The sequence below is a fragment of the Oerskovia sp. NPDC057915 genome, from assembly GCF_042887685.1.
In the GTDB taxonomy this organism is placed as follows: Bacteria; Actinomycetota; Actinomycetes; order Actinomycetales; family Cellulomonadaceae; genus Oerskovia.
The window spans coordinates 1-23,375 of sequence record NZ_JBHVOS010000001.1 but is presented as its reverse complement, the minus strand read 5'-3'; the positions used below and the strand labels follow the sequence as shown (position 1 = coordinate 23,375).

Genomic DNA, 23,375 nt, shown 5'->3' with positions numbered 1-23,375 from the left:
TCATGTCAGCTCCCGCCGCCGATGGCCATGCCCGCCTGGCCGCCCTGGCCCTGCAGCGGGACCGTGGTCTCGCGCGAGGCGCCGGCGGCGCGGTCCATCTTCTTCTGCGAGGGGATCCGCTTCTGACGCGGGTCGAACGCGTCGCGGAGGCCGTCACCGATGAAGTTGATGCAGAGCGCGATCACGACGATGAACAGACCGGGCCACCAGAACAGCCAGGGACGCGTCGCGAACGACGACTGGTACTGGCTGATGAGCTGACCGAGCGAGATGTCGGGGGCCACGATCCCGAAACCCAGGTAGCTCAGCGCGGTCTCGAGCAGGATCGCCGAGCTCATGAGCAGCGTCGTCGCGACGATGATGACACCGATCGCGTTCGGCAGGATGTGCTTGAAGATGATGCGGGTGTTGGACGCCCCGGCGACCCGTGCGGCGTCGACGAACTCGCGCTCGCGCAGGCTCAGGAACTCACCGCGCACCAGTCGGGCCAGGCTCGGCCACAGGATCAGGCCGAGCGCCGCACCGAAGATCGCCGCGCTCAGGGAGCCGGCCATCTTGCCGATGACGGCACCGATCACGATGGTGGGGACCGTGATGACGAGGTCCGTGAAACGCATCAGCATGCCGTCCGTGCGACCACGGAAGAAGCCCGAGAGCGAGCCGATCAGGACACCGAGCACGCAGGCGATCGTGCCGATGATGAACATGACCCCGAGCGAGGTCTGGGTGCCCTTCATGACGTAGTAGAACATGTCGTGCCCGTTCTCGTCCTGACCGAACGGGTGCTCGCCGATGGCGAAGCCGGAGCCGCCGAGCCAGGTGGGCATGCTCAGCGTGGGCGCTCCGCCCGCGTTGATGACCTTGCCCGACCCCGCACCCTGCGGCCACCAGCCCGGCACCGGGCCGAAGCCCACCGAGGTGAAGGCGAGCAGCACGACGAGGATCAGGACGGCGAGACCGACCATGGCGCCCTTGTGCCGGAAGAACCGGCTGCGGACGATCTGCCCCTGGGACAGACCTTCGACGTCCTTCAGCTCGATCGCGTTCTCGATGGTGACCGAGTCGTCGCCGTTCTGGGGGTTCTGAGGGGTACTCATGCGTTCACCCGAATTCGTGGGTCGAGGGCAGCGTAGATCAGGTCCGCCACGATGTTGGCGATGATCGCGAGCGCAGCGGTGATCAGGAGGTAGGCCATGACCGGCTCGATCTCGGCCTCCTGGAGCGAGTTGAGGAAGAGCGCGCCCATACCCGGCCGGTTGAAGATCCGCTCGGTGACGACCGCACCACCGATGAGGGTGATGACGTCGATCGGGACGATCGTCGCGAGCGGGATCAGCGAGTTGCGGAAGCCGTGGCGCATGATGACCGTGCGCTCGCTCAGACCCTTGGCACGAGCCGTGCGGATGTAGTCCTGGCTCATGACCTCGAGCATGCTCGAGCGCGAGTAGCGCGTGTACCCCGCGAACGCGACCAGGATCAGCGTCAGGGTCGGCAGCAGCAGGTGGGTGTACTGGTCGAGGACCTGCACCCAGTAGTTGCCGCCGAGATTCGGGGTCCGGTCACCGAAGGTCGCGATGGGGCGGCCGTTGATCGCGTTCGAGTTGACGTACGCGGGCCAGACCTGCATGACGCGGTCGACGTAGATCATGGCGGCGACCACGAACGCCGTGATGCCGCCGGTCCGCGCGGAGACACCCCAGTCGGGTCCGCGGAACAGGTAGCCGACCAGGACGCCCACGCCGATCGCGACCAGCGCGAGGCCGAACATCATGAGGTGGCTCGGGGTGACCGACGTGAAGAAGCCCTGGAGCGGGTAGTAGAGAGCGACGCCGATGGCCACGGTCGCGAGCGCCGTGTACAGCGCGCGACGGTTGCGCAGACCCGCGGAGAGCGCCGTCAGGGCGAACGCGAAGCCGACTCCGGTGATCGCGATCAGGATCGGGCCCAGCTGCGGCTCGGACCACCAGTCGGTGAGCTGGACGTAGAGCATCACACCGAGCGTGGCCGCGAAGGCGAGACCGAAGGTCTGCACCCTGCGCTTGACCGAGCCGCCGATCGCGAGCACCCACAGCAGACCCGTGAGCGCAGCGACACCGATCAGCACCGGGATCGAGAGCGCCGGGTCCTGGAGGAAGTCGTTGAAGCCGATCGCCCCCCACTGCTTGAGCAGCACGGCGACCCAGAAGGAGGGCAGCGAGTACAGCAGGAAGGACAGGAAGATGATCAGGTAGTCGAACGTCGCGTACTGGCGCAGGGCGCTGACGATACCGACCGAGACACCGAGGATCAGCGACAGGACCGTGGCGGCCGTCACGAGCTGCAGGGTCGAGCCGATCGCGTGCGACACCAGGGTCCCGACCTCCTGGCCGGAACGCCAGGCGACGCCGAAGTCCCCCTGGAACGCGTGGCCGAGCCACTGGAAGAACCGCACCACGACGTTCGTGTCGAGGTTGAGCATGTCCTCGCGCGCGGCGATGCGCGCCGCCTTGTCCGCACCCTTGTACTCACGCAGGTCGGCAAGGGGGTCGATCGCGAGATCGACCAGGAGGTACATCAGGAAGATGGCCACGAACAGCGTGGCTATGCCGGCCAGAAGGCGGCGCGTAATGAACGTCAACACGTTGGGGTAAACCTCGCAGACGACTGAGGACTCGCGATCAGCGAGTCATTCTATTCCGCGGTCCGGCAGCTGATGCACGGCGGGAAGTTCTGGCCGGCATGTGCAGGCACGCGCGAGGGCGCCGGATGGGTGCTTCCGGCGCCCTCTCGTCGTCTCCGACCGAGGAGATCCTACGCGCTCGCGGGGAGGGACTCACATCCCTCCCCGCGAGCGATACGTCTCGCCTGACGGAGTCGGTACTACTTGCTGGCCTCGGCGTTGCCGGTCTTCCAGTCCCAGTAGCCGTAGAAGATGCCCGGGGCGATCGTGAGCGGCTTGACGCCCGAGATCTTGGACTCGTTCCAGGCGGTGACGCCCGGGAATTGGAAGATGGTCACGCCGAACGCGTCGTCGACGAGGTGCTTCTCGACCTCACCGAGGATGCGGGTCTGCTCGGCCGGGTCCGTCTCGACCTGGAGCTGGTCGAACAGCCCGTCGACCTCAGCGTTGGAGTACCCGTAGAAGTTGTTCGTCGCGCCGGTGCGGTAGTTCGCGTCCGACTCCGTCACGGCGGTCGAGGTGGACTGCCACCCGAAGAGCGCCGCGTCGTAGAACGACGTCGCGTTGCTCAGGTCCGTACCCCAGTCGGTCTGGACCTGGTACGGGGCGACCGTGAAGCCGGCGAGAGCGGCCGACTCGGTGATGAGCTGCGCCTGGTTGACACGACGCGTGTTGTTGGGGTCGAACAGCAGGCGGACGGAGACGGGCGACGTGACGCCGGCCTCGGCCAGGAGCGCCTTGGCGCCCTCGATGTCGACCTCGTCGTACTGCGACTGACCGTTCGCCTCGACGATGGAGTCGTACGCGGGCGAGCCGGGAACCTGGGTGTACGAGTTGCGGATCTCGGCGTCCGGGTTCAGCGGCTTGATCAGGTTGTCGACGATCTGCTGACGCGGGATCGTCTTGAGGAACGCCTGGCGGACCTTCTTGGCCTTCTCGGCGTCGCCGCCGTAGTTAGCCGGGTCGAACGGTCCACCGTTGGCGAACTGCAGGTCGACGTGCTCGTACGTGCCCTCGGTCGCGGACTCGACCGTGACGCCGTCGAGCGCGCTGACGGCCGAGAGGATGTCGGCCGTGGACTGCGGGTTGATGAGGTCGACCTCACCGTTCTGCAGCGCCTGGACCTGGCCCATCGGGTCGCCGTTGTAGCGGATGGTGACCTGGTCGATGCCGGCCTTGCGGTCGCCCTTGTACTTCTCGTTGGCCTTCAGCGTGACGTACTGGTCCTTGACGAAGTCCGTCATGACGTACGCGCCGCTCGAGAGGTAGAGGTTCGCGTCGTCGGGCAGCTCGGCGTAGTTGAAGTCCGTGCTCCACACCTTGGCGATCTTCTGCAGGCTCGCGGTGTCGTTGTCCTGGATGGCCTTGACGACGGCGTCGCTCGCCTCGGTCGCGTCCTCGATGCCGAGCGCGCGCTGGCCCACGACGTGAGCCGGGAGGTTCGGGGAGATCGCGGTCTCCCAGTCGGCAAAGGGCTTGGAGTACGTCATCGTGATCGAGTTGTCCTCGATGACGGGCGTCTCGGTGATGAGCGCGACGGCGGGCGACGCGGCGTCGAAGTAGACACCTGCGTCGACCTCGGCCTGGTTCGTGACCTCACCGGTCTCGTCGTCCAGGATCGGCTCGACGGTGTTGAACTTGCCGTTCTGAGCAGCCCACTCGAGCAGGAGGTCCGCGGGGCCTGCCGCGACGTCGTCGGACCAGCCGGCGGTGTCCGCGTAGGTGTACTTGATCGTCAGCGGGTCGTCGGAGACCTTCTCGTAGGTGCCGTACGACTCGTCCTGAACCAGGTTCAGGTCCTCGTCGTAGTAGTTGAAGCCACCCTTCATCAGGTAGATCACGACGTTGTTCGCCGTGGCGTTACCCGTCATCGAGTTGCCGTTGTACGAGTAGAACGGCTGGTTCCACGCGATGTTGACGCTCTCGCTGTCGTTGATGCCCGCGCCGTCGTCGCTGTTGCCGTCGCCGGACCCACCGGCGCACGCGGAGAGCGCCAGTGCGCTCGCCGCCACGGCTGCGACAGCCGCAGACTTCCGTGAGATCTTCAATGTTCCTCCTCAAGGGGATGGTGGGTTCCCCGTCGACGTGCTCCGCAGCAGCACTGCGCGCGGAGCTCGGCGACACTCGCGGGAGACCCACCATTGGTTTGGGGCAACGGTACCGACCAAGATGGGCGACTTCACCCGGTTGCACCTTTCGAGCGGCCGATCGTTACCGAGTTGATACTGGCCGGTACGGTGCTGTTTCCCTTCCGATACCCGGCGAAACGGGTACGTAACGGACCGGAAACACAGGACGGGCGCCGGTCGCATCTCACGATGCGGCAGCACCCGTCCCATATCCGGCGAATGTGGCAGACCTCATAGCGGCCTGCCGGGGCCCGGCCGGAGGGCTCAGACGTTGAAGCGGAACTCCACGACGTCGCCGTCGACCATGACGTAGTCCTTGCCCTCGATGCGGGCCTTGCCCGCCGCGCGGGCCGCGGCCACCGAGCCGGTCTCGACGAGGTCGTCGAACGAGATGACCTCGGCCTTGATGAAGCCGCGCTCGAAGTCGGTGTGGATGACCCCGGCCGCCTGCGGTGCGGTCCAGCCCTTGCGGATCGTCCAGGCGCGCGACTCCTTGGGCCCGGCCGTGAGGTAGGTCTGCAGGCCCAGCGTGTCGAACCCGACACGCGCGAGCTGGTCGAGGCCCGACTCCTCCTGGCCCGTCTCGGCGAGCATCTCGGCCGCCTCCTCGGGCTCGAGCTCGGCGAGCTCGGACTCGAACTTCGCGTCCAGGAAGATCGCCTGGGCCGGCGCGACGAGCGCACGCAGCTCGTCCTTGCGGGCCTCGTCCACGAGCCCCGCGTCGTCGGTGTTGAAGACGTAGATGAACGGCTTGGCCGTCATGAGCTGCAGGCTCGCGATCTCGGCCAGGTCCAGCCCGGCGGCCTTCGCGCCCTGGAACAGGGTGATCCCCTGCTCGAGCAGCGACTGCGCCTTCTGGGCCGCGGCGACCAGGACGGGGTCGCCCTTCTTGATCTTGACCTCTTTCTCGAGACGCGGCAGCGCCTTCTCGAGGGTCTGGAGGTCCGCGAGGATCAGCTCGGTGCTGATGGTCTCGATGTCGTCGGCCGAGTCCGTCGAGCCCTCGACACGGATCACGTCGGGGTCGTCGAACGCGCGCGTCACCTGGCAGATCGCGTCCGCCTCACGGATGTTCGCGAGGAACTTGTTGCCGAGCCCCTCCCCCTCGCTCGCGCCCTTGACGATGCCCGCGATGTCCACGAAGGACACGGTCGCGGGCAGGATGCGCTCGCTGCCGAAGATCTCCGCGAGCTTGTTCAGCCGCGGGTCCGGGAGGGACACGACGCCGACGTTCGGCTCGATCGTCGCGAACGGGTAGTTCGCGGCGAGGACCTGGTTGCGCGTCAGGGCGTTGAAGAGGGTGGACTTGCCGACGTTGGGCAGGCCGACGATGCCGATTGTTAGAGCCACGGGGCCTGAGTCTACGCCGAGCGACCGTGCGCGCCGCTCGCGCCGCGGGGGCGGCAGGCAGGCAGACGGCCCGACGGCGCCGCCCGCCCCGGGTGGCCACGTGCACTGGTGCACGGGCCCACCTGGGCGGGCGGCGCCGTCGGGCCGCTGCGGGAGCCGCCTACTTGTAGCTCATGACCTGCTGGAGGAGCTCCGGGCCCCGCTGGTCGACCAGGCGGCCGCCCCAGCGCATACCCACCACGAGGAACACGACCCCGAGGCCGACGCCCACGACCAGCGTGAGCCAGCCCCAGACCGCAGCACCCGTCAGGACGTTCGTGAGCGCGAGCCCCGCGGCCGGCAGGCACAGCGCCGTGAGGACCAGCATCGTGATCATCTGCGCGACCAGCGTCGCCATCGCCGCACCCTGCGGGGACTTGAACGGGCTGTCCCCCGGCTTCGGCACCGGGTAGAGCAGCCGTGCCGAGACCACGCTCGACACCCCCAGCCCCGCACCCAGCACGCCCAGGCTCAGCCCGACCGTCGCGACCAGCAGGTCCCAACGGCCCGTGAAGGCGACCGAACCCACCGCGAAGGCGAGCACGACCGGCACACCGATGACCGCGGCCGCGACCACGCGGCCGGCCCGGTCGGCGAACCCGCTCACACCCGACGACACCTGCGTCCAGAACGCGGTGTGGTCGTACGCGACGTCGGCCGAGATCGAGAACCCGAACGTGAACGCCGTGACCGGGCCCAGCACGAGCATGAGCTCGACGAACCCGTCGCCGCCGTCGATCCCCACGCTCGACCCCACGAACCACAGCAGGACGGGGAGCAGCGGCACCACCGCGATCGAGCCCGAGTAGCGCGGGTCGCGGAACCAGTACGTCAGGCAGCGCGCCGCCACGGCGCCCACGGGCGTCGCCGGGAACCGGCCGAACCAGCCGAGCCCCTTGGACTTGCCCGCCGCCGCGCCACCGTGCGGCGCGACCAGCGCCTTCGCGAGCGCACGGTCCCACACGACCCACGCGGCGACCAGGACGACCACCGCGATGCCGAGCCGCGCGAGCGCGAGGCCCCAGGCGCCGTCGGACACCGCCGACGCGACCGCCCACGGCGCACCGAACGGCGTCCACCCCAGGACGTCTGCGATGACGGGCAGCACCTCCTGGCCGCGGGCGATCGCCGACGTCGCCCAGCCGATGATCGGCCCCGCGAGCATGAGCGGCACGAACGCCGCGATCGACAGGACCTCGCGGTAGCGCCGCGAGTCGAGCAGCGGGGCGAGCGCCGTCGTCGTCGCACGAGACCCGACGACGCACAGCGCCACCGCGACCAGCGCGCCCACGAGCGCGGCCAGCGCCGCGAGCGGCGAACGCCACCACGCGAGCGCCGTACCGGCCGACGCCACCAACGTCACGATCCCCGGGATGCCCACGAGACCCGCGACCGCGAGCCCCGCCAAGAGCTGGCGCTGCGGCACCGCGAACGTCACGAAGCGCTGCGGGTCGAGCGTGGCGTCCACGCCGAACGCGAACAGCGGCACGATCCACCATGCGAGGACCACGACCGCACCGACGATCGTGATGATCTGGCCCGCCATCTCGGGGGCCGTGGTGCCCAGGACCGCGAGGCCGATCAGGGCCATCGAGATGACGCCCAGCCCGTAGAGGATGCCGAGGACCAGCCCGACCGTCTGCCACACGCTCTTCTTGAGCGTGTTGCGCAGGAGCGTGAGCTTGAGCCTTACGAGGTGCGCAACCACGACAGCCCCTCCGTGGTGTGACGCCCGCCCACCAGGTCGACGAAGCGGTCCTCCAGGCTCTGGCCCGCACGGACCTCGTCCACGGTGCCCGCAGCGAGCACGTGCCCGCCCGCGATGACCGCGACGTGGTCGCACATGCGCTGGACCAGGTCCATGACGTGCGAGGACACGATGACCGTGCCGCCGCTCGCGACGTACCCGTTGAGGATCTCCCGGATGTTCGCCGCGGAGACCGGGTCGACCGCCTCGAACGGCTCGTCGAGCACGAGCAGGTTCGGGGCGTGGATCAGCGCCGAGGCCAGCGCGATCTTCTTGGTCATGCCCGCCGAGTAGTCGACCACGAACGTGTTCGCGTCGGCCGCCAGGCCCAGGGCCTCGAGCAGGTCGGTGGTGCGCTCGGCGACCGTCTCGCGGTCCATGCCGCGCAGCAGGCCCGCGTACGTGATCAGCTGGGCACCCGTGAGCCGGTCGAACAGGCGCACGCCGTCCGGGAGGATGCCGAGCAGGCGCTTGCCCTCGAGCGGGTTCGCCCACAGGTCCAGGCCGTGCACGTGGACCGAGCCGAAGTCCGGGCGCAGCAGGCCCGTGGCCATCGACAGCGCGGTCGTCTTGCCCGCGCCGTTGGGGCCGACGAGCCCGTAGAACGAGCCCGCCGGGACGTCGAGGTCGATGCCCGCCACGGCGACCTTCTCGCCGAACCTCTTCCACAGCCCGCGCACCGACAGCGCGGGGGCCGCGCCCGCCGCACGGGTCGAGGGAGCGGGCGTCGCGGGAGCGAGCACGGGCGCTGCGGTCTGCGCGCCGGGCGCTGCCGGGGCTGCGTCGTCACGGGGTGGGAACTGGTCGCGGGGCTCAGGATCGTGGGCCATACGGACAAACCTAGTGGAGCCGGGCGACGTCCCCCCAGGAGATTTGTCACGTCTTTCCAGGTGGGAACCGGATTCACCCGTCCGTGCGCCGACGCAGGCCCAGCGACGCGCCCGACGGCGCAGCTCCCCAGACCCTGTGGGTGTCACCTGGCAGAGTGCGGGCATGGACAACGCCCTGCCGTGGCTCATGCTCGTCGTCGGACTCCTCGTGGGAGCACTCCTGGGCTGGCTCGCGCGCCGCACCTCCCCCGATTCCGGGCGCGCCGAGATCGGCCGGCTCACCGGGCTGCTGACCCAGGCCCAGCACGAGGCCGCGCGCGGCGCGGGCCTCGCCGAGCGGCTCGCGGCCGAGCGCGAAGGCTTCGAGCGCCAGCTCCGCACCGAGCGCGAGGCGTTCGGGCGCCAGCTCGCGAGCACCGAGCGCGCCGCGGACGAACGCCTCGACATCGAGCGCGCCAACCACGAGCGGTCGATCGAGGACCTGCGCGCCGGCTCCGAGAAGCGCCTCGCGGAGATCCGCGGCGACCAGGCCCGGCTCGAGGCCCAGTTCGAGGCACTCGCGCGCAAGGCCCTCGCGACCAGCTCCGAGCAGTTCCTCATGCAGGCCGAGGAACGCTTCAAGCGCAGCCAGCAGGTCGGCGAAGCAGAGCTCGCCAAGCGCGAGCAAGCCGTGCAGCAGCTCGTCGAACCCCTCAGCAAGGCCCTCGACCAGGTCAAGGCCGAGGTCTCCGCCGCCGAGCAGGCACGTCGCGAGGCCCACGGCACGCTCACCGAGCAGGTCCGCGGCATGCGCCACGACTCCGAGGCGCTGCGCGCCGAGACGTCCCAGCTCGTCACCGCCCTGCGCTCCTCGCAGGTCCGCGGGGCGTGGGGCGAGCTCCAGCTGCGCCGCGTCGTCGAGGCCGCAGGCATGATCCCCCACGTCGACTTCATGGAGCAGGACCAGGTCACGACCGACGACGGCGCCCTGCGCCCCGACATGGTCATCAGGCTCGCGGGCGGCAAGAACGTCGTCGTCGACGCCAAGGTCGCCTTCCTCGGCTACCTCGACGCCCAGCAGACCACCGACCCCCGCGTGCGCGCCGAACGCCTCGCCGCGCACGCCCGCCACTTCCGCAAGCACATCGACGACCTCGCCGGGAAGCGGTACTGGGACCAGTTCAGCCCGGCCCCCGAGTTCGTCGTCATGTTCGTCCCGGCCGAGTCCTTCCTGTCGGCCGCGATCGAGCAGGACCCGTCGATCCTCGAGTACGCGGTCGCGAAGAACGTCATCATCGCGGCGCCCATGACCATGATCGCCCTGCTGCGGACCGTTGCGTACGCCTGGCGGCAGGACGCGCTCGCCGCGAACGCCCAGCAGGTGCTCACGCTCGGCAAGGAGCTCCACGGCCGGCTCGCCGTCATGGGCAGCCACCTCGCCAAGCTCGGACGGTCCATCCAGGGCGCCGCCGAGTCCTACAACCGCACCGTCGCCTCGCTCGAGACGCGCGTCCTCGTGAGCGCACGACGCTTCGCCGACCTCAACGTGGTCGACGAGGACCTCGAGACCCCCGCCGTGGCCGACCCCCAGCTCAGCGCCGTGAGCGCCCCCGAGCTCCTGGCCTCGGTCCACGAGAACTTCGTGGCGATCGACGAGATCAGCGCAGGACCACGAGCGGTCGCCGCTCCGGCGGAGGACGACGAGCAGGACCCGCTCGACGCCGGGATGCTCGGGACCATCAACGCCCCCGGACGGCACGAGCGCGACCGGGGAGCCGACGCGTCATGAGATGAGCGGCGACCGAGCGTCGCCGTGGTGAGGGACGCGCCGGGATGAGGGGCGCGCCTGGGTGGAGCTGCGCCGTCGACCCGACGACCGGGCTGGTCTCGGGGCCGGGCGGGGTGGGGCGTCCGGCTCGCCGCGCTAGGAACTTGCTAGCGGTGGCTATCGTGTGCTGGCGGTCGCTAGCGCAGGCTAGATCGCTCTACCACAACAGGGGGCGGACCCCCGCCGCGGACCCCTCGTGACGCACCCATGGCGTCCCCGCCGACCCCCGGCGCGACGTCGACCACGACCACCGAGCCCGCCCCCGCTCGACGACGGCCCGAGCCCGAGCCGGGTCGGGTCGACGTCGCAGCCGAGCACGGCCCCCGCGAGCGACGAGCCCGCCCCCTGGACGTCGACCCGGCACCCGACTCCCTCGACCCCCACACCACCCCGACGACGGCCGCGAGCGAGCCCCTGGCGCGTTCGAGCTCGAGCCCGAACCGGCACCAGGTCGACGCCCCAGCCGTGCCCTCGTCGACACCGCGACCGGCCCCCAGCCGCTCCCCTGAACACGACGACCAGCCGGCCCCTGGGCAAGGAGCCCCCTCAACGCCCCCCAGACGCCCCCAGAACACCCACCCCCGCCAGGGCCCCGGCACCCCCCAGGCCCCCCACGCCCACCTCCCGCACCCCACGAGGGCACCAAGGCAGGCACCAACCCAGGCACCAAGGCAACGGCCAGAGGGCGCGGCACCCCACACCTTGAGTAGTGGCACACTCACACCACTTCCGCTACGGTGACCGAGATTCACCTGACCAAAGCACTCCCCCTCAAAGAAGATCGGGATAGACATGGCCAAACGAATGAGACAAAGCGCGATCGCCGTTGGCATCGTCTCAGTTCTCAGCTTGCTAGTCCCAACCGCCTACGCGGCAGGGACGACAACCACCCCCCTGCCGCAGAAGTTTCGACCGATGATGACCAAGTCACCCTAATTGACAACCTTGGAAATGCGACCATCCTCAACGATGGCGTCGCTGCAAGGTCGTCATTCTCGGCAGACGAGCCGCGTGACGGAACGGGAAACCTCTCACAGCTCGGAGGAGACGCAGTTCTCAATCCGGAGCTCCCTGACGAGTTCCTGAAGGCTCTCGACCCCGCGACGGGTGAGCCGTTCGATTTCTCGAGCGTCTCACCTTCCGACACGCAGGTGTCACCATTCTCTGTCATCGGCGGTGATGGCCGATACGCCGTCGACCCTGGTGCAAACCCCTACAACAGAATCGTATTCATCACCTACGCCCTAAAGGGTGAGCCCTACGTCTGCACTGGATCCCTCGTCGCAAACCGCATTCTGGCCACAGCGGCACACTGCCTAAATGACGGACTGGGCACGAGCAGCACTGACAATGGAACGTGGGGAACCAACTACAAGGTGTGGTTCGGCTACACCGGCGTAGGGTCTGTTGCCACGTGCGGCTCCAATGTTACTGCTGCCCCGAACGGATTCACCAACGGTGGCGGAAACAGCAATTGGGACTGGGGACTCCTGGTTCTGAACTGCAACGCAGGGAACGTCTTCGGCTCGTTCAGGCCCGTCGTCCAGACAGACATCCCTTTGTACACCTGCGAAATCACCGGCCTCCCTGGCGACAAGGCCGATCAGCAGGGCTACTGGTCGATGTTCTCGATGGCTGGCCCCATCAACGGAATGACTGACTACCGGTGGACCTACTCGATGGACACCGCTGGGGGGCAAAGCGGTGGACCGGTCTGGGGCGACAACAACCCTGGATGCCCTGGGTTCTGCGCCATCGGCATCCACACCACTGGCAACGTGATCTTCAACGCAGGAAGTCGCATTACCCAAAACGTAGTGAATGCCTTCGACGCATACAAGACCGCCTACCCCTAACAACCCCGCAGTTTCACCCATCATCAGCTCCGGCGGTCGAAGCAAACTCGACCGCCGGAGCTGTTCAATCTCGACAGGAATGCCTTCTACGGTGAAAACCCAACGAATCGACCTCGCTGTTTCACGTGGCGCTCTGGCTCTAGTTGTTGCGATAACCTTACTCACATCCTGCGCTAGCGGCGGTTCTGAATCGCCAGCCGCTACCATTCGCGGGAAGGTCAACATTTCGCCAGAGAAGGTCACCGCCGTTTGCAGTACGTCTTTGTCGTCTAGAGATTACTCGCTTCCTGAAGTTGCAAAGATTCTCGCCGATGACGGCTCTTTCAAATGGGAGGTTCCTGGCCCCGGGGACTTCCTTGTAGCGGTCCATTGCGGTGGACTCTCAGAAGAGGTGTCTGTCCATGTCGGAGAGGATGATGTAACGCTGGAGATCGACCTTGACGACAACTAAAGTGTCACGGAATTGAGGGAACCGCCCACACGCCCACACGCCTCCAGCGCACCCCATCAGCTGCCAAGGCTTTTGTCACCCCACGCCCCCTCCGAGCCTCAGCCCCCCTCCCCCGGGGCCCCCGCCCGCATTGGCGGAGCGCGCCAGCGCTCCCGCCGCGCCGGACTGCCGAGGGTGACGGAACCCCACGCCGAGGGTGACGGACCCGACCGCCGAGGGCGACCCGCCGGACTGCCGAGGGTGACGGACCTGACCGCCGACGGAAGGCGGCAGGACTGACGAAGCCCGTCCCGGAGCATCCGGGACGGGCTTCGACGTACGACGGCTCAGACGGGCTCGACCGAGAGCGAGGTGCGGTTCTCCCGGCGCGGGCGCGCGGGTGCGTTGCCCGCGGCCTTGAGGTCGGCGCGCAGCTCCTTGGGGAGCGAGAACATCAGGTCCTCGGTCGCGGTCCGCACCTCCTGGACGTCGCCGTAGCCGCGCTCGGCCAGGTACGCGAGCACGTCGTTGACGAGGATCTCCGGGACCGAGGCGCCCGAGGTCACGCCGACCGTCGTCACGCCCTCGAGCCACGACTCGTCCATCTCCTGCGCGCGGTCGATGCGGTACGAGGCATCCGCACCGGCGTTCAGGGCGACCTCGACGAGACGCACCGAGTTCGACGAGTTCGCCGAACCGACCACGATCACGAGCTCGCACTCGGGCGCGAGCTTCTTCACCGCGACCTGGCGGTTCTGCGTCGCGTAGCAGATGTCGTCCGACGGCGGGTTCTGCAGCGTCGGGAAACGCTCGCGCAGGCGGTCGACCGTCTCCATTGTCTCGTCGACCGACAGCGTCGTCTGCGAGATCCACACGACCTTCTCGGGGTCGCGGACCGTGACGTTCGCGGCGTCGTCGGGCGAGTTGACGATCTGGACGTGGTCCGGCGCCTCGCCCGCGGTCCCCTCGACCTCCTCGTGGCCCTCGTGGCCGATCAGCAGGATGTCGTAGTCGTCCGCAGCGAAGCGCACGGCCTCCTTGTGCACCTTGGTGACCAGGGGGCACGTCGCGTCGATGGTCTGGAGGTTGCGCTGGGCGGCCGCCTCGTGGACCGCGGGCGAGACGCCGTGCGCCGAGAAGACGACGCGGGCACCTTCGGGCACCTCGTCGGTCTCGTCGACGAAGACCGCGCCCTTGTCGCTCAGCGACTCGACGACGTACTTGTTGTGCACGATCTCCTTGCGGACGTACACGGGGGCACCGTAGTGCTCGAGCGCCTTCTCGACCGCGATCACGGCACGGTCGACGCCCGCGCAGTAGCCGCGGGGGGCGGCGAGGAGGACACGCTTACCAGTCGGGGAAGTCACGTCACGAGTCTAGGCGACGGGCTTTCGACGGCGGGCCCGGCGGGTGGGTCCGGGAGCGGTCCGGGCCATGTCCTGGCAGCAACTCCACAGGATCCTCACGGGGCCGGTGCCTGCCGAGGGTGGCGTGCCACCTGGTCGAGGGTGACGTACCGCCGCGCTGACGGTGCCGTGCGCGCCGGCCGAGGGTGACGCGGCGGGCCGCCGACGGTGACCGACCTGGTGGCCGAAGGTGACGGGACCGTCACCCTGGGCACGTCAGCACGTCGCCCTCGGCGGGCGTGGCCGTCACCCTCGGCGCATCAGCACGTCACCCTCGGCCCATCAGCACGTCGCCCTCGGCGCATCAGCACGTCACCGTCGGCGGGCAGGCCCGTCGCCCTCGGCGCCTGTCACACCCATGAGGCAGGCTTGACCCCGTGACCGACCGACCCGCCGACCCCGCTGCCTCTCCCGGCTCCCCCAGCTCGCCAGCCGCATCACCGGCCGCACCCGCACAGCCGACCCCCCTCCCCGTCCGGGCCCTCGACACGAGCGCCGAGCACCCCTGGCCGGTGCGGCTCCTGTCGAGCAAGATCACGGCGTACATCGACAGGATGTCCCCGGTCTGGGTCGAGGGGCAGGTCGTGCAGCTCAACCGTCGGCCCGGCGCCTCGATGGCCTTCCTCACGCTCCGCGACACCGACGCCGACATGTCGCTCCCGGTCGCCGCGCTCGCCAAGGTCTTCGAGTCCGCGAGCACTCCCCTCTCGGAGGGGGCGCACGTCGTCGTCCATGCCAAGCCGGTGTTCTGGCCCAAGCGCGGGTCGTTCCAGCTCCAGGCGAGCGAGGTCCGCACGGTGGGGATCGGTGAGCTCCTGGCCCGGATCGAGCACCTCAAGCGCATCCTGGCGGCCGAGGGCCTGTTCGACGCCGACCGCAAGGTCCCTCTCCCGTTCCTGCCCGCGGTCGTCGGGCTCGTGTGCGGGCGCGAGTCGAAGGCCGAGCACGACGTCGTGGTCAACGCCCGTGCGCGCTGGCCGCAGGTGCGGTTCGAGATCCGCGAGGTCGCGGTGCAGGGCGCGAGCGCGGTCTCGCAGGTCAGTGCCGCGATCGCCGAGCTCGACGCGCGCCCCGACGTCGACGTGATCGTGGTCGCGCGCGGTGGAGGCGCGGTCGAGGACCTCCTGCCCTTCAGCAACGAGACGCTCGTCCGGGCGGCGGCCGCGTGCCGCACACCTCTGGTGAGTGCGATCGGTCACGAGACCGACACCCCGCTCCTCGACCTGGTCGCCGACTACCGCGCCTCGACCCCGACGGACGCCGCCAAGCGCATCGTGCCCGACGTGGGTGAGGAGCGTGCGCGCGTGCTGCAGGCCAGGTCCCGCATCCGGGCCGCGATCACGCACCAGCTCCAGCGCGAGCAGTCCCGCCTCGACAGCGCGCGCTCGCGTCCGGTGCTCGCGGCCCCGGAGACCATGATCTCCACGCGCGAGCAGCAGGTGCTCGCGGCCCGCGACCGGGCCCGGCGGTCGCTCGACGCGATCCTGCTGCGTGCGCACGGCGAGGTCGACCGGTTGGCCGCCCAGGTGCGCGCCCTGTCCCCCGCGTCGACGCTCGAGCGGGGCTACGCCGTCGTGCACGGGCCCGACGGCGGGATCGTCCGCTCCCCCGACGACGTGAGCCCGGGCGACGCCCTGCACGTGCGTCTCGCGAACGGCGCGATCGACGCGACCGTGCGCTGACGCGACGCGCCAGGACCAGCCCGAGCCCCGCCCCCTCCCTCCGACGACCCAGACCCCAGACCCCAGCCCAGGAAGGCCCTCCATCATGAGCAGCACCACCCCGCCCCCCGCCGACGTCGCGACGCTCACCTACGAGCAGGCGCGTGACGAGCTGGTCCAGGTCGTGTCGCGGCTCGAGGCCGGCGGCGAGCCGCTCGAGGCCTCGCTCGCCCTGTGGGAGCGCGGTGAGGCCCTCGCGGCCCGTTGCCAGCAGTGGCTCGACGGCGCGCGCGAGCGCCTCGCGTCGGCCCGGGCGGCGGACGCGTCGGGCACGCAGGCCACCCCGCAGGACGCCCCCACCGAGGACGACTGACCAGGACGATCGGCCCCGTCGGTGGTCAGGCGCTCTTGCGCGCCTGACCCTCGGACTGCGCCTGGGCCCGTTCGAGCGACGTGCGACGGTCGTCCTCGTTCTCGCGGTCGAGCCGGTCTACCTCGTCCTGGTCGTGCGTGAGGTTCTCGCCCGTCTCGGGGTCGAAGACCATCATCTTGTCGGGGTCGAACCAGAGCTCGGTCGTGTCGCCGTCGCGCACGCGGGACGCGGAGTTGAGCGCGACGACGAACTGGGTGCGCAGTCCTTCGCCGTCGAGCTCGCGGTCGAGCTCCTCGAGCTGTGCCGCGACCGAGGCGTGCATCTCGAACGGCACGTAGGCGTAGAGCTCGGCGCCGAGCCACTCGGTCACGTCGATCTGCGCGTCGAACGTCCGCCCCCGGTCCTTCTTGGACGGGTCGACGAGGCGGGCGTCCTCGAAGTGCTCGGGGCGCAGGCCCACGATCACGAGCTCGCGGTCCCCGATCGCCGAGACGATCCGTTCGGGCAGCTCGAACGTGCCGAACGGCAGCTCCATGCTGCTCCCGGAGACCTCGCCGGGCAGGAAGTTCATGGGCGGGGACCCGATGAACCCCGCGACGAACAGGTTGACGGGCTGCTCGTAGAGCGCGCGCGGGCTCGCGATCTGCTGGAGCTCGCCCTTGCGCAGGACGGCGACGCGGTCGCCGAGCGTCATGGCCTCGGTCTGGTCGTGGGTCACGTAGACGGTCGTGGTCGCGAGCCGTCGTTGGAGCCGCGCGATCTCGGTGCGCATCTGGCCGCGCAGCTTGGCGTCGAGGTTGGACAGCGGCTCGTCGAACAGGAACGCCTTGGCGTCGCGCACGATCGCGCGGCCCATCGCGACGCGCTGGCGTTGGCCGCCGGACAGGTTGGCGGGCTTGCGGTCGAGGTGCTCGTTGAGGTCGAGGAGGTCGGCGGCGTGCTCGACCTTCTCGCGGATCTCGGCGTCGCTGAACCTGCCCTTGGTCAGGCGCAACGGGAACGCGATGTTCTCCGCGACGGTCAGGTGCGGGTAGAGCGCGTAGTTCTGGAAGACCATCGCGAGGTCGCGGTCTCGGGGCGCCTTCTCGTTGACGCGGTCGCCGTCGATCAGGAGGTCGCCCGAGGTGATGTCCTCGAGGCCCACGATCATGCGCAGCAGCGTCGACTTCCCGCAGCCCGAGGGGCCCACGAGGATCACGAACTCGCCGTCGGCGATGTCGATGCTGACGCCTTTGACGGCGGGGAACCCGTCGCCGTACTTCTTGACGATGTTCTTGAGGGTGATGGAGGCCATCAGCTCTCTCCTCGGTCGGTGGACGGGCGGCGAAGGGTGCGGGGGCGTGACGGGGTCGCCCGAGGGTGCCCGACGACGTCGCGCACCCCGACGTGCCGCCGCACCCGGGCGGGGCACGCCACGCGGGGGGTGACGTGGCAGCGGTGGGCGGGCGGCGCCGTCGGGCAGGTCGTGGTGCTCATCCCTTGACCGCCCCCTGCGTGAGGCCCGAGACGATCTGGCGCTGGAACAGCACCACGAGGATCACGACGGGGATCGTCACGACGACCGCTGCGGCCGAGATCGCGCCCGTGGGCTCCTCGAAGTACGACGCGCCCGTGAAGAACGCGAGGGCCGCCGGCACGGGCCGTGCCGCGCTCGTGGACGTGAGCGAGATGCCGTACACGAAGTCGTTCCACGCGATGAAGAACGCGATGAGCGCCGTCGTGAAGACGCCGGGTGCGGCGAGCGGCACGATCACCTTGCGGAACGCCTGCCAGGGCGTGGCGCCGTCGACCTGCGCGGCCTGCTCGAGCTCCCACGGGATCTGCCGGAAGAACGCGGCGAGGGTCCAGATGGAGATCGGGAGGGTGAGCGACAGGTACGGGATGATCAGGCCGAGCCACGTGTCGTAGAGCCCGATGTTGCGCCACAGGTTGAACAGCGGCGTGACGATCGAGACCACGGGGAAGATCGAGACGCCCAGCGCGGTCGTGAGGATCAGGCGCTTGCCGGGGAAGTTCAGGCGAGCGATCGCGTACGCGGCGAGCGTCGCGAGGACGACCGCGATGGCTGTCGCGATGAGCGAGATGCCGACCGAGTTGCGCAGCGCCGACAGGAACAGCTCCTGCGCCGACCCGCCCGAGGACAGGATCTGCTCGTAGTTGTCGGTGCTCCACTGCGGCGGCAGGAACGTGCCGGAGTTGAGGTCGCTCGGTCCCTTGAAGCTCGTCATGAGGATCGAGACGACCGGGAACAGCGCCCCCACGAGGACGACGACCGTGATGACGGCCCACCACACGCGGGCCCGGGTGCTCAGGACGCTACCCATCATCGCTCCCCTCTCGCGCCGGCCAGATCCACCTTGAACAGCTTGATCGCGACGAAGCAGATCCCGATCACGCACAGGAACAGCAGGACCGAGATGGCCGAGCCCATGCCGATCTGGAGCTGACCGATCGAGGTCCGGTAGGCCAGCAAGGACAGCACCTCCGTGTTGTTCGCGCCGTTGGTCATGATGAAGACGTTGTCGAAGATGCGGAACGCGTCGAGCGCGCGGAACAGGACGGCAACCATGATCGCGGCCTTCATGTTGGGCACGATGACGCGCGAGAAGCGCTGCCAGGCGGTGGCGCCGTCGACCTTCGCGGCCTCCTCGAGCTCGCCCGGGACCTGGGCGAGGCCCGCGAGCAGCAGGAGCGAGATGAACGGCGTGGTCTTCCACACCTCGGACGCGATGATGACGAACAGGCTCGTGCCCTGGTGCGCGAACCAGTTGAGGTCCGGCCCGATCCCGGGCACCCAGTCGAACCAGCTGTTGACGTAGCCGGACGTGATGTCGAACGCGTAGAACCACGCGAACGCCGAGACCACCGTGATGATGCCGTAGGGCACGAGGATCGCGGTGCGCAGGAGCCCGCGCAGGCGCCTGATCGCGCGGTGCATGACGAGCGCGAGCGCGAAGCCCAGGACGAGCTCGACGACCACGGACACGACCATGATGAAGAACGTCACCGCGAAGTCGCGCCACCAGACGGGGTCGGTGAGGATCACGACGTAGTTGCCGAGGCCCACGAACGAGCGGTCGTCGGGGGCCGTGAGCTTGTAGTTGAACAGCGAGTCGTAGACGGCCTGGAGGATCGGGTAGAGCGTCACGGCCAGCATGACGACGAACGCGGGGCCCGCGAGGTACCAGCCGAGGCGGGCCTCGGCCCGGGCCCGGTCGCTGCGCGCGGCCTTGGCCTTCGTGTCGGGGGCCAGGCCGGCGGGGTCCGGTTCGGGCTGGGCGCGGTGCGCGCCCCGGGTGTCGGTGCTCACAGCAGTCGCTCCCCTCGCAGGACGGCGGTGATGAAGTCGGTCGACGTCACGGGCGTGCCGTCCTCGGTCACGCTCGCGGGCGGGTACCAGGTCTGCTGGAGCCCCGTGGAGACCTCGTTGTAGAACGGTGTCTGCGGCCGGGGTGCGGCCTGCTCGAGCGACTGCCGGATCACGTCGTACATGGGGTAGGCCTTCTGCACGGCGGGGTCGTCGTAGGCCGCGGTGCTCGCCGCGGGGTTGCCGTCCGACACGAAGTACGAGGCCTGGTTCTTGGCGCTCACGATGCACTGGGCGGCCTCGTAGGACAGGTCGGTGTGCTTGCTGAACGCCCCGACCCCGAGGCTGATGCCGCCGTAGGGCGGGCGTGTGTCCTGCCCCTCGACCACCTGCGGGTACGTCGTCCAGCCGATGTCGTCGAGCAGCGACTGGTCGAGCGACCCGGCGTCGACGCCGCTCAGGGTCGAGGACCACACGAACGGCCAGTTGACCATGAACGAGCCCTTGTCCCCCTGGAAGAGGGTCAGCGACGCGGCCTCGTCCTCGCTGGGCAGGCCCGGGCCGCCGAGGCCCGAGCTCCCGATCTCGCCGATGATGCGGGCGGCGGCGCGGCCGGCGTCGGTCTCCAGCCCGAGCGTGAGCTCGTCGGCCGGGGCCTCGGGGTTCTCGAGGATCTGCCCGCCCGCGGACTCGACGAGCGCGTTGATCCACACGGTGAGCGACTCGGCCTTGGCTCCCTGCACCGCGAGGTACTTGTCCTGGTCCTTCGCGGCAGCCATGATCTGGTCCCACGTCACGGGCTTCGTCAGGTCGAGCCCCGCGGCCTGGGCGACGGACTTGCGGTACCACAGGAGCTGCGTGTTGGCCCAGAACGGGATCGCGACGAGCTCGTCCTTCCACGTCGAGCCGTCGATCGCGCCCTGCACGACGTCCTGGGTCGTCGCGGCCGCGACGTCGTCGGGCACGGGCGCGAGGAAGCCCGCCTCGGCGAGCTCGGGGATGAACGGCGGGTCGAGGCTCATGAGGTCGATCGACGAGTCCTTGGCCGCGAGGCGGCGCGCGAGCTGTTCGCGCTGGGCCGCGGCGTCGCGCGGCAGCAGCGAGGTCTCGATGCTGTACGCGCCGCCCGAGGCGTCGCTGCAGGACTTCGCGATCGCGGCCTGTCCCCCGTTGTCCGGGTTGATGTACCAGGTGAGCACGGGTGGGCCTGAGCCCTCCCCGGTGCTGCACGCGGCGAGCGGCACGATCGTCGCGACGGCCAGCGCCGCGGCGAGTGCCCGGGTGCGTCGGTGCACGGTCTCCCCTTCGTCCAACGGGCGCATCGCTGCGCCCGCTCTCGGTTGGTTCCTCCTTCTAGGGGTACCCGCTCCGGGGACGTCTCGCCACGCGAGGGACATTTCCACCACGCCCGACGGCGCCGCTCACCCGGGTGCGCACGTCGCGGTGTCCAGGGGTCTGGTCAGATCGTGAACGCCGTGCACGGCACGGCCCGCGGTGAGCGAACATGGAGGTTGTGACGACGACGAGCAGCACCCCCGAGACCACGTCCATGACGCCCGCAGAGGCCTGGGCCCAGCTCCGCGACGGCAACGGCCGCTTCGTGCGGGACGAGATGGAGCACCCGTCGCAGGGTGCCGCGCGTCGCGCCGAGGTCAGCGTGGCCCAGCACCCCCACACCGTGATCTTCGGTTGCGCGGACTCGCGAGTCGCGGCCGAGATCATCTTCGACCAGGGGCTGGGCGACGTCTTCGTCGTGCGGACCGCGGGTCACGTCCTGGACACCACGGTGATCGGGTCGATCGAGTACGGGGTCAACATCCTCGGCACGCCGCTCGTGGTCGTGCTCGGTCACGACAGCTGCGGGGCGATCGCCGCGGCCGCCCACACGCTGGCGACGGGCGAGCAGGCCGACGGGTTCGTGCGCGCGGTCGTCGACCGGGTCATCCCCTCGATCGTCAACATCACGAGCAGCAAGGGCGGCGTGTCCGCCGTCGACCCGGACACGCTGCGGCGCGAGCACGTGCGCCACACCGTCGACATGCTGCACGGCTACTCCGCGGCGCTCGCCGAGGCGGTCGCCGAGGGGCGTCTTGCGATCGTGGGCGTCGAGTACACGCTCGCGGACGGTCGCGCCCGGCTGGTCGAGGTCGTGGGCGAGGTCGGCGACACCCCGGACGTGTGAGGCCCGGGTCCCGCCTGCGGGGCAGGACCTGCCCGGCGGCTCGCGGGTCGGGCACGGACCGGTTCGAGAACACCCGTCCCGGTGCGGCACCATTAGGCCCATGACTTCTGCCGAAGCTTCCGACTACCGCATCGAGCACGACACCATGGGTGAGGTCCGCGTCCCCGCGGCCGCCCTCTACCGCGCGCAGACGCAGCGCGCCGTGGAGAACTTCCCGCTGTCGGGCACTCCTCTCGAGCGCAGCCACATCGAGGCCCTCGCTCGCGTCAAGAAGGCCGCCGCGCGCGCGAACGCCGAGCTGGGGGTGCTCGACGAGGACGTCGCGGCCGCCATCGTGGCCGCCGCCGACGAGGTCGCCTCGGGCGTCCACGACGCCCACTTCCCGATCGACATCTTCCAGACGGGCTCCGGCACGTCGTCGAACATGAACACCAACGAGGTCCTCGCGACGCTCGCGACGCGCTCGCTGGGCCGTGAGGTCCACCCGAACGACCACGTCAACGCGTCGCAGTCCTCGAACGACGTCTTCCCGACGTCGGTGCACCTGGCCGCGACCGCGGGCGTCGTGCACGACCTGGTCCCCGCCCTGACGCACCTCGCGGAGGCGCTCGAGGCCAAGTCGGCCGAGTTCGCGACGGTCGTGAAGTCGGGCCGCACGCACCTCATGGATGCGACCCCGGTCACTCTCGGCCAGGAGTTCGGCGGGTACGCCGCGGCCGTGCGCTACGGGATCGAGCGCCTGCAGTCGGCGCTGCCCCGCGCGGCCGAGGTCCCCCTGGGTGGCACGGCCGTCGGCACGGGCATCAACACGCCGGCCGGCTTCCCGCAGCGCGTCATCGCGCTGCTCGTCGAGGACACGGGCCTGCCGCTGACCGAGGCGCGCGACCACTTCGAGGCGCAGAGCTCGCGCGACGGGCTCGTCGAGCTCTCGGGCGCGCTGCGCACCATCGCGGTCTCGATCACGAAGATCTGCAACGACCTGCGCTGGATGGGCTCGGGCCCCAACACGGGCCTGGGCGAGATCTTCATCCCCGACCTGCAGCCCGGTTCGTCGATCATGCCGGGCAAGGTCAATCCCGTCGTGCCCGAGGCCGTGCTCATGATCGCCGCGCGCGTGATCGGCAACGACGCGACCGTGGCGTGGGCCGGGGCCTCGGGGAGCTTCGAGCTCAACGTGCAGATCCCGGTCATCGCCCTCGGCGTGCTCGAGTCGATCCGCCTGCTCTCGAACGCGTCGGTCGTCCTCGCCGACAAGACCGTCGTGGGCATCACGGCCAACGTCGAGCGTGCGCGCGCGCTCGCGGAGTCCTCGCCGTCTATCGTCACGCCCCTCAACCGCGTGATCGGCTACGAGGCGGCGGCCAAGGTCGCCAAGCACTCGGTCAAGCAGGGCCTCACGGTCCGCGAGGCCGTGATCGACCTGGGCTTCGTCGAGCGCGGCGAGGTCACCGAGGAGCAGCTCGACACGGCGCTCGACGTCCTGTCGATGACGCGCCCGCCGCAGGCGTGACCACGCGCTGAGGCGCCGAGGGGCGCGCTCCGGCGTGGAGCGCGCCCCTCGGTGTGGACGACGGACGGCGTGGGCCGGGTGAGGTCACC

The 23,375-nt window shown here is 69.6% G+C and carries 17 protein-coding genes; 6 read left to right on the top strand and 11 right to left on the bottom strand.

Features of this window, described 5'->3' with window-relative positions; translation table 11 throughout:
• Positions 1-5 precede the first annotated feature (5 nt).
• The 6 genes from ACFVQ3_RS00085 to ACFVQ3_RS00060 all read right to left on the bottom strand — a co-directional run bounded on the left by ACFVQ3_RS00085 (position 6) and on the right by ACFVQ3_RS00060 (position 8,754).
• Positions 6-1,097, bottom strand: a complete 1,092-nt coding sequence (locus tag ACFVQ3_RS00085) for an ABC transporter permease (RefSeq protein WP_387633681.1) — start codon at positions 1,095-1,097, stop codon at positions 6-8.
• Positions 1,094-2,569: an ABC transporter permease gene (locus ACFVQ3_RS00080; RefSeq protein ID WP_387633679.1), complete on the bottom strand. Its 1,476-nt coding sequence runs from the start codon at positions 2,567-2,569 to the stop codon at positions 1,094-1,096. The genes ACFVQ3_RS00085 and ACFVQ3_RS00080 overlap by 4 nt, the downstream gene beginning before the upstream one ends.
• Before the next feature lie 290 nt (positions 2,570-2,859).
• Entirely contained in the window at positions 2,860-4,707 is a 1,848-nt protein-coding gene (locus ACFVQ3_RS00075) for an ABC transporter family substrate-binding protein (RefSeq protein WP_387633677.1), read from the bottom strand.
• Between the two features lie 345 nt (positions 4,708-5,052).
• The gene (gene ychF, locus ACFVQ3_RS00070; RefSeq protein WP_387633675.1) at positions 5,053-6,138 is read right to left on the bottom strand and encodes a redox-regulated ATPase YchF; all 1,086 of its coding nucleotides are present in this window, start codon (positions 6,136-6,138) and stop codon (positions 5,053-5,055) included.
• Between the two features lie 160 nt (positions 6,139-6,298).
• Positions 6,299-7,885, bottom strand: coding sequence for a hypothetical protein (locus ACFVQ3_RS00065; protein WP_387633673.1), 1,587 nt, complete (start codon positions 7,883-7,885; stop codon positions 6,299-6,301).
• Positions 7,867-8,754 carry an ABC transporter ATP-binding protein gene (locus ACFVQ3_RS00060; protein ID WP_387633671.1) on the bottom strand — a complete coding sequence of 296 codons (888 nt, stop codon included), beginning with the start codon at positions 8,752-8,754 and terminating at the stop codon, positions 7,867-7,869. Before ACFVQ3_RS00060 ends, ACFVQ3_RS00065 begins: the two co-directional genes overlap by 19 nt.
• 163 nt (positions 8,755-8,917) lie before the next feature.
• On the opposite strand from ACFVQ3_RS00060, the gene rmuC reads away from it, so the two are divergent.
• Positions 8,918-10,522 carry a DNA recombination protein RmuC gene (gene rmuC / locus ACFVQ3_RS00055; RefSeq protein ID WP_387633669.1) on the top strand — a complete coding sequence of 535 codons (1,605 nt, stop codon included), beginning with the start codon at positions 8,918-8,920 and terminating at the stop codon, positions 10,520-10,522.
• A gap of 776 nt (positions 10,523-11,298) precedes the next feature.
• On the top strand, positions 11,299-12,417 hold the full coding sequence (locus ACFVQ3_RS00050) for a trypsin-like serine protease (RefSeq protein ID WP_387633667.1): 1,119 nt from the start codon (positions 11,299-11,301) through the stop codon (positions 12,415-12,417).
• A gap of 777 nt (positions 12,418-13,194) precedes the next feature.
• Here ACFVQ3_RS00050 and ACFVQ3_RS00045 read toward each other — a convergent pair.
• Positions 13,195-14,214: a 4-hydroxy-3-methylbut-2-enyl diphosphate reductase gene (locus ACFVQ3_RS00045; RefSeq protein ID WP_387633664.1), complete on the bottom strand. Its 1,020-nt coding sequence runs from the start codon at positions 14,212-14,214 to the stop codon at positions 13,195-13,197.
• Positions 14,215-14,630: 416 nt separating this feature from the next.
• Between ACFVQ3_RS00045 and xseA the strand changes: the two genes are divergently transcribed.
• On the top strand, positions 14,631-15,935 hold the full coding sequence (gene xseA, locus ACFVQ3_RS00040; protein WP_387633662.1) for an exodeoxyribonuclease VII large subunit: 1,305 nt from the start codon (positions 14,631-14,633) through the stop codon (positions 15,933-15,935).
• Between the two features lie 85 nt (positions 15,936-16,020).
• A complete protein-coding gene (locus ACFVQ3_RS00035) occupies positions 16,021-16,287 on the top strand; it encodes an exodeoxyribonuclease VII small subunit (RefSeq protein ID WP_387633660.1) in 267 nt (88 codons plus the stop codon).
• Positions 16,288-16,312: 25 nt separating this feature from the next.
• Here the strand turns inward: ACFVQ3_RS00035 and ACFVQ3_RS00030 are convergent, their stop codons facing one another.
• The 4 genes from ACFVQ3_RS00030 to ACFVQ3_RS00015 form a co-directional block, all read right to left on the bottom strand.
• Positions 16,313-17,581, bottom strand: a complete 1,269-nt coding sequence (locus ACFVQ3_RS00030; protein ID WP_387633658.1) for an ABC transporter ATP-binding protein — start codon at positions 17,579-17,581, stop codon at positions 16,313-16,315.
• Positions 17,582-17,759: 178 nt separating this feature from the next.
• Positions 17,760-18,614 carry a carbohydrate ABC transporter permease gene (locus ACFVQ3_RS00025; protein WP_387633656.1) on the bottom strand — a complete coding sequence of 285 codons (855 nt, stop codon included), beginning with the start codon at positions 18,612-18,614 and terminating at the stop codon, positions 17,760-17,762.
• Positions 18,611-19,540, bottom strand: coding sequence for a carbohydrate ABC transporter permease (locus tag ACFVQ3_RS00020; RefSeq protein ID WP_387634119.1), 930 nt, complete (start codon positions 19,538-19,540; stop codon positions 18,611-18,613). The genes ACFVQ3_RS00025 and ACFVQ3_RS00020 overlap by 4 nt, the downstream gene beginning before the upstream one ends.
• Before the next feature lie 53 nt (positions 19,541-19,593).
• The gene (locus tag ACFVQ3_RS00015) at positions 19,594-20,889 is read right to left on the bottom strand and encodes an extracellular solute-binding protein (RefSeq protein WP_387633654.1); all 1,296 of its coding nucleotides are present in this window, start codon (positions 20,887-20,889) and stop codon (positions 19,594-19,596) included.
• A 254-nt stretch (positions 20,890-21,143) separates the two neighbouring features.
• On the opposite strand from ACFVQ3_RS00015, the gene ACFVQ3_RS00010 reads away from it, so the two are divergent.
• Together ACFVQ3_RS00010 and ACFVQ3_RS00005 are read left to right on the top strand one after the other, a co-directional pair.
• Entirely contained in the window at positions 21,144-21,776 is a 633-nt protein-coding gene (locus tag ACFVQ3_RS00010) for a carbonic anhydrase (RefSeq protein ID WP_387634117.1), read from the top strand.
• Between the two features lie 100 nt (positions 21,777-21,876).
• Positions 21,877-23,286 (top strand): class II fumarate hydratase, encoded by a 1,410-nt coding sequence (locus ACFVQ3_RS00005; RefSeq protein ID WP_336708563.1) that lies wholly within the window; start codon positions 21,877-21,879, stop codon positions 23,284-23,286.
• Positions 23,287-23,375 lie beyond the last annotated feature (89 nt).

What these genes read in the sequence shown, in the direction of transcription:
- ACFVQ3_RS00085 (WP_387633681.1), bottom strand. Translation starts at nt 1,097, where the DNA reads ATGAGTACCCCTCAGAACCCCCAGAACGGCGACGACTCGGTCACCATC.
- ACFVQ3_RS00060 (WP_387633671.1), bottom strand. Translation starts at nt 8,754, where the DNA reads ATGGCCCACGATCCTGAGCCCCGCGACCAGTTCCCACCCCGTGACGAC.
- rmuC (WP_387633669.1), top strand. Translation starts at nt 8,918, where the DNA reads ATGGACAACGCCCTGCCGTGGCTCATGCTCGTCGTCGGACTCCTCGTG.
- ACFVQ3_RS00035 (WP_387633660.1), top strand. Translation starts at nt 16,021, where the DNA reads ATGAGCAGCACCACCCCGCCCCCCGCCGACGTCGCGACGCTCACCTAC.
- ACFVQ3_RS00030 (WP_387633658.1), bottom strand. Translation starts at nt 17,581, where the DNA reads ATGGCCTCCATCACCCTCAAGAACATCGTCAAGAAGTACGGCGACGGG.
- ACFVQ3_RS00025 (WP_387633656.1), bottom strand. Translation starts at nt 18,614, where the DNA reads ATGATGGGTAGCGTCCTGAGCACCCGGGCCCGCGTGTGGTGGGCCGTC.
- ACFVQ3_RS00010 (WP_387634117.1), top strand. Translation starts at nt 21,144, where the DNA reads ATGACGCCCGCAGAGGCCTGGGCCCAGCTCCGCGACGGCAACGGCCGC.
- ACFVQ3_RS00005 (WP_336708563.1), top strand. Translation starts at nt 21,877, where the DNA reads ATGACTTCTGCCGAAGCTTCCGACTACCGCATCGAGCACGACACCATG.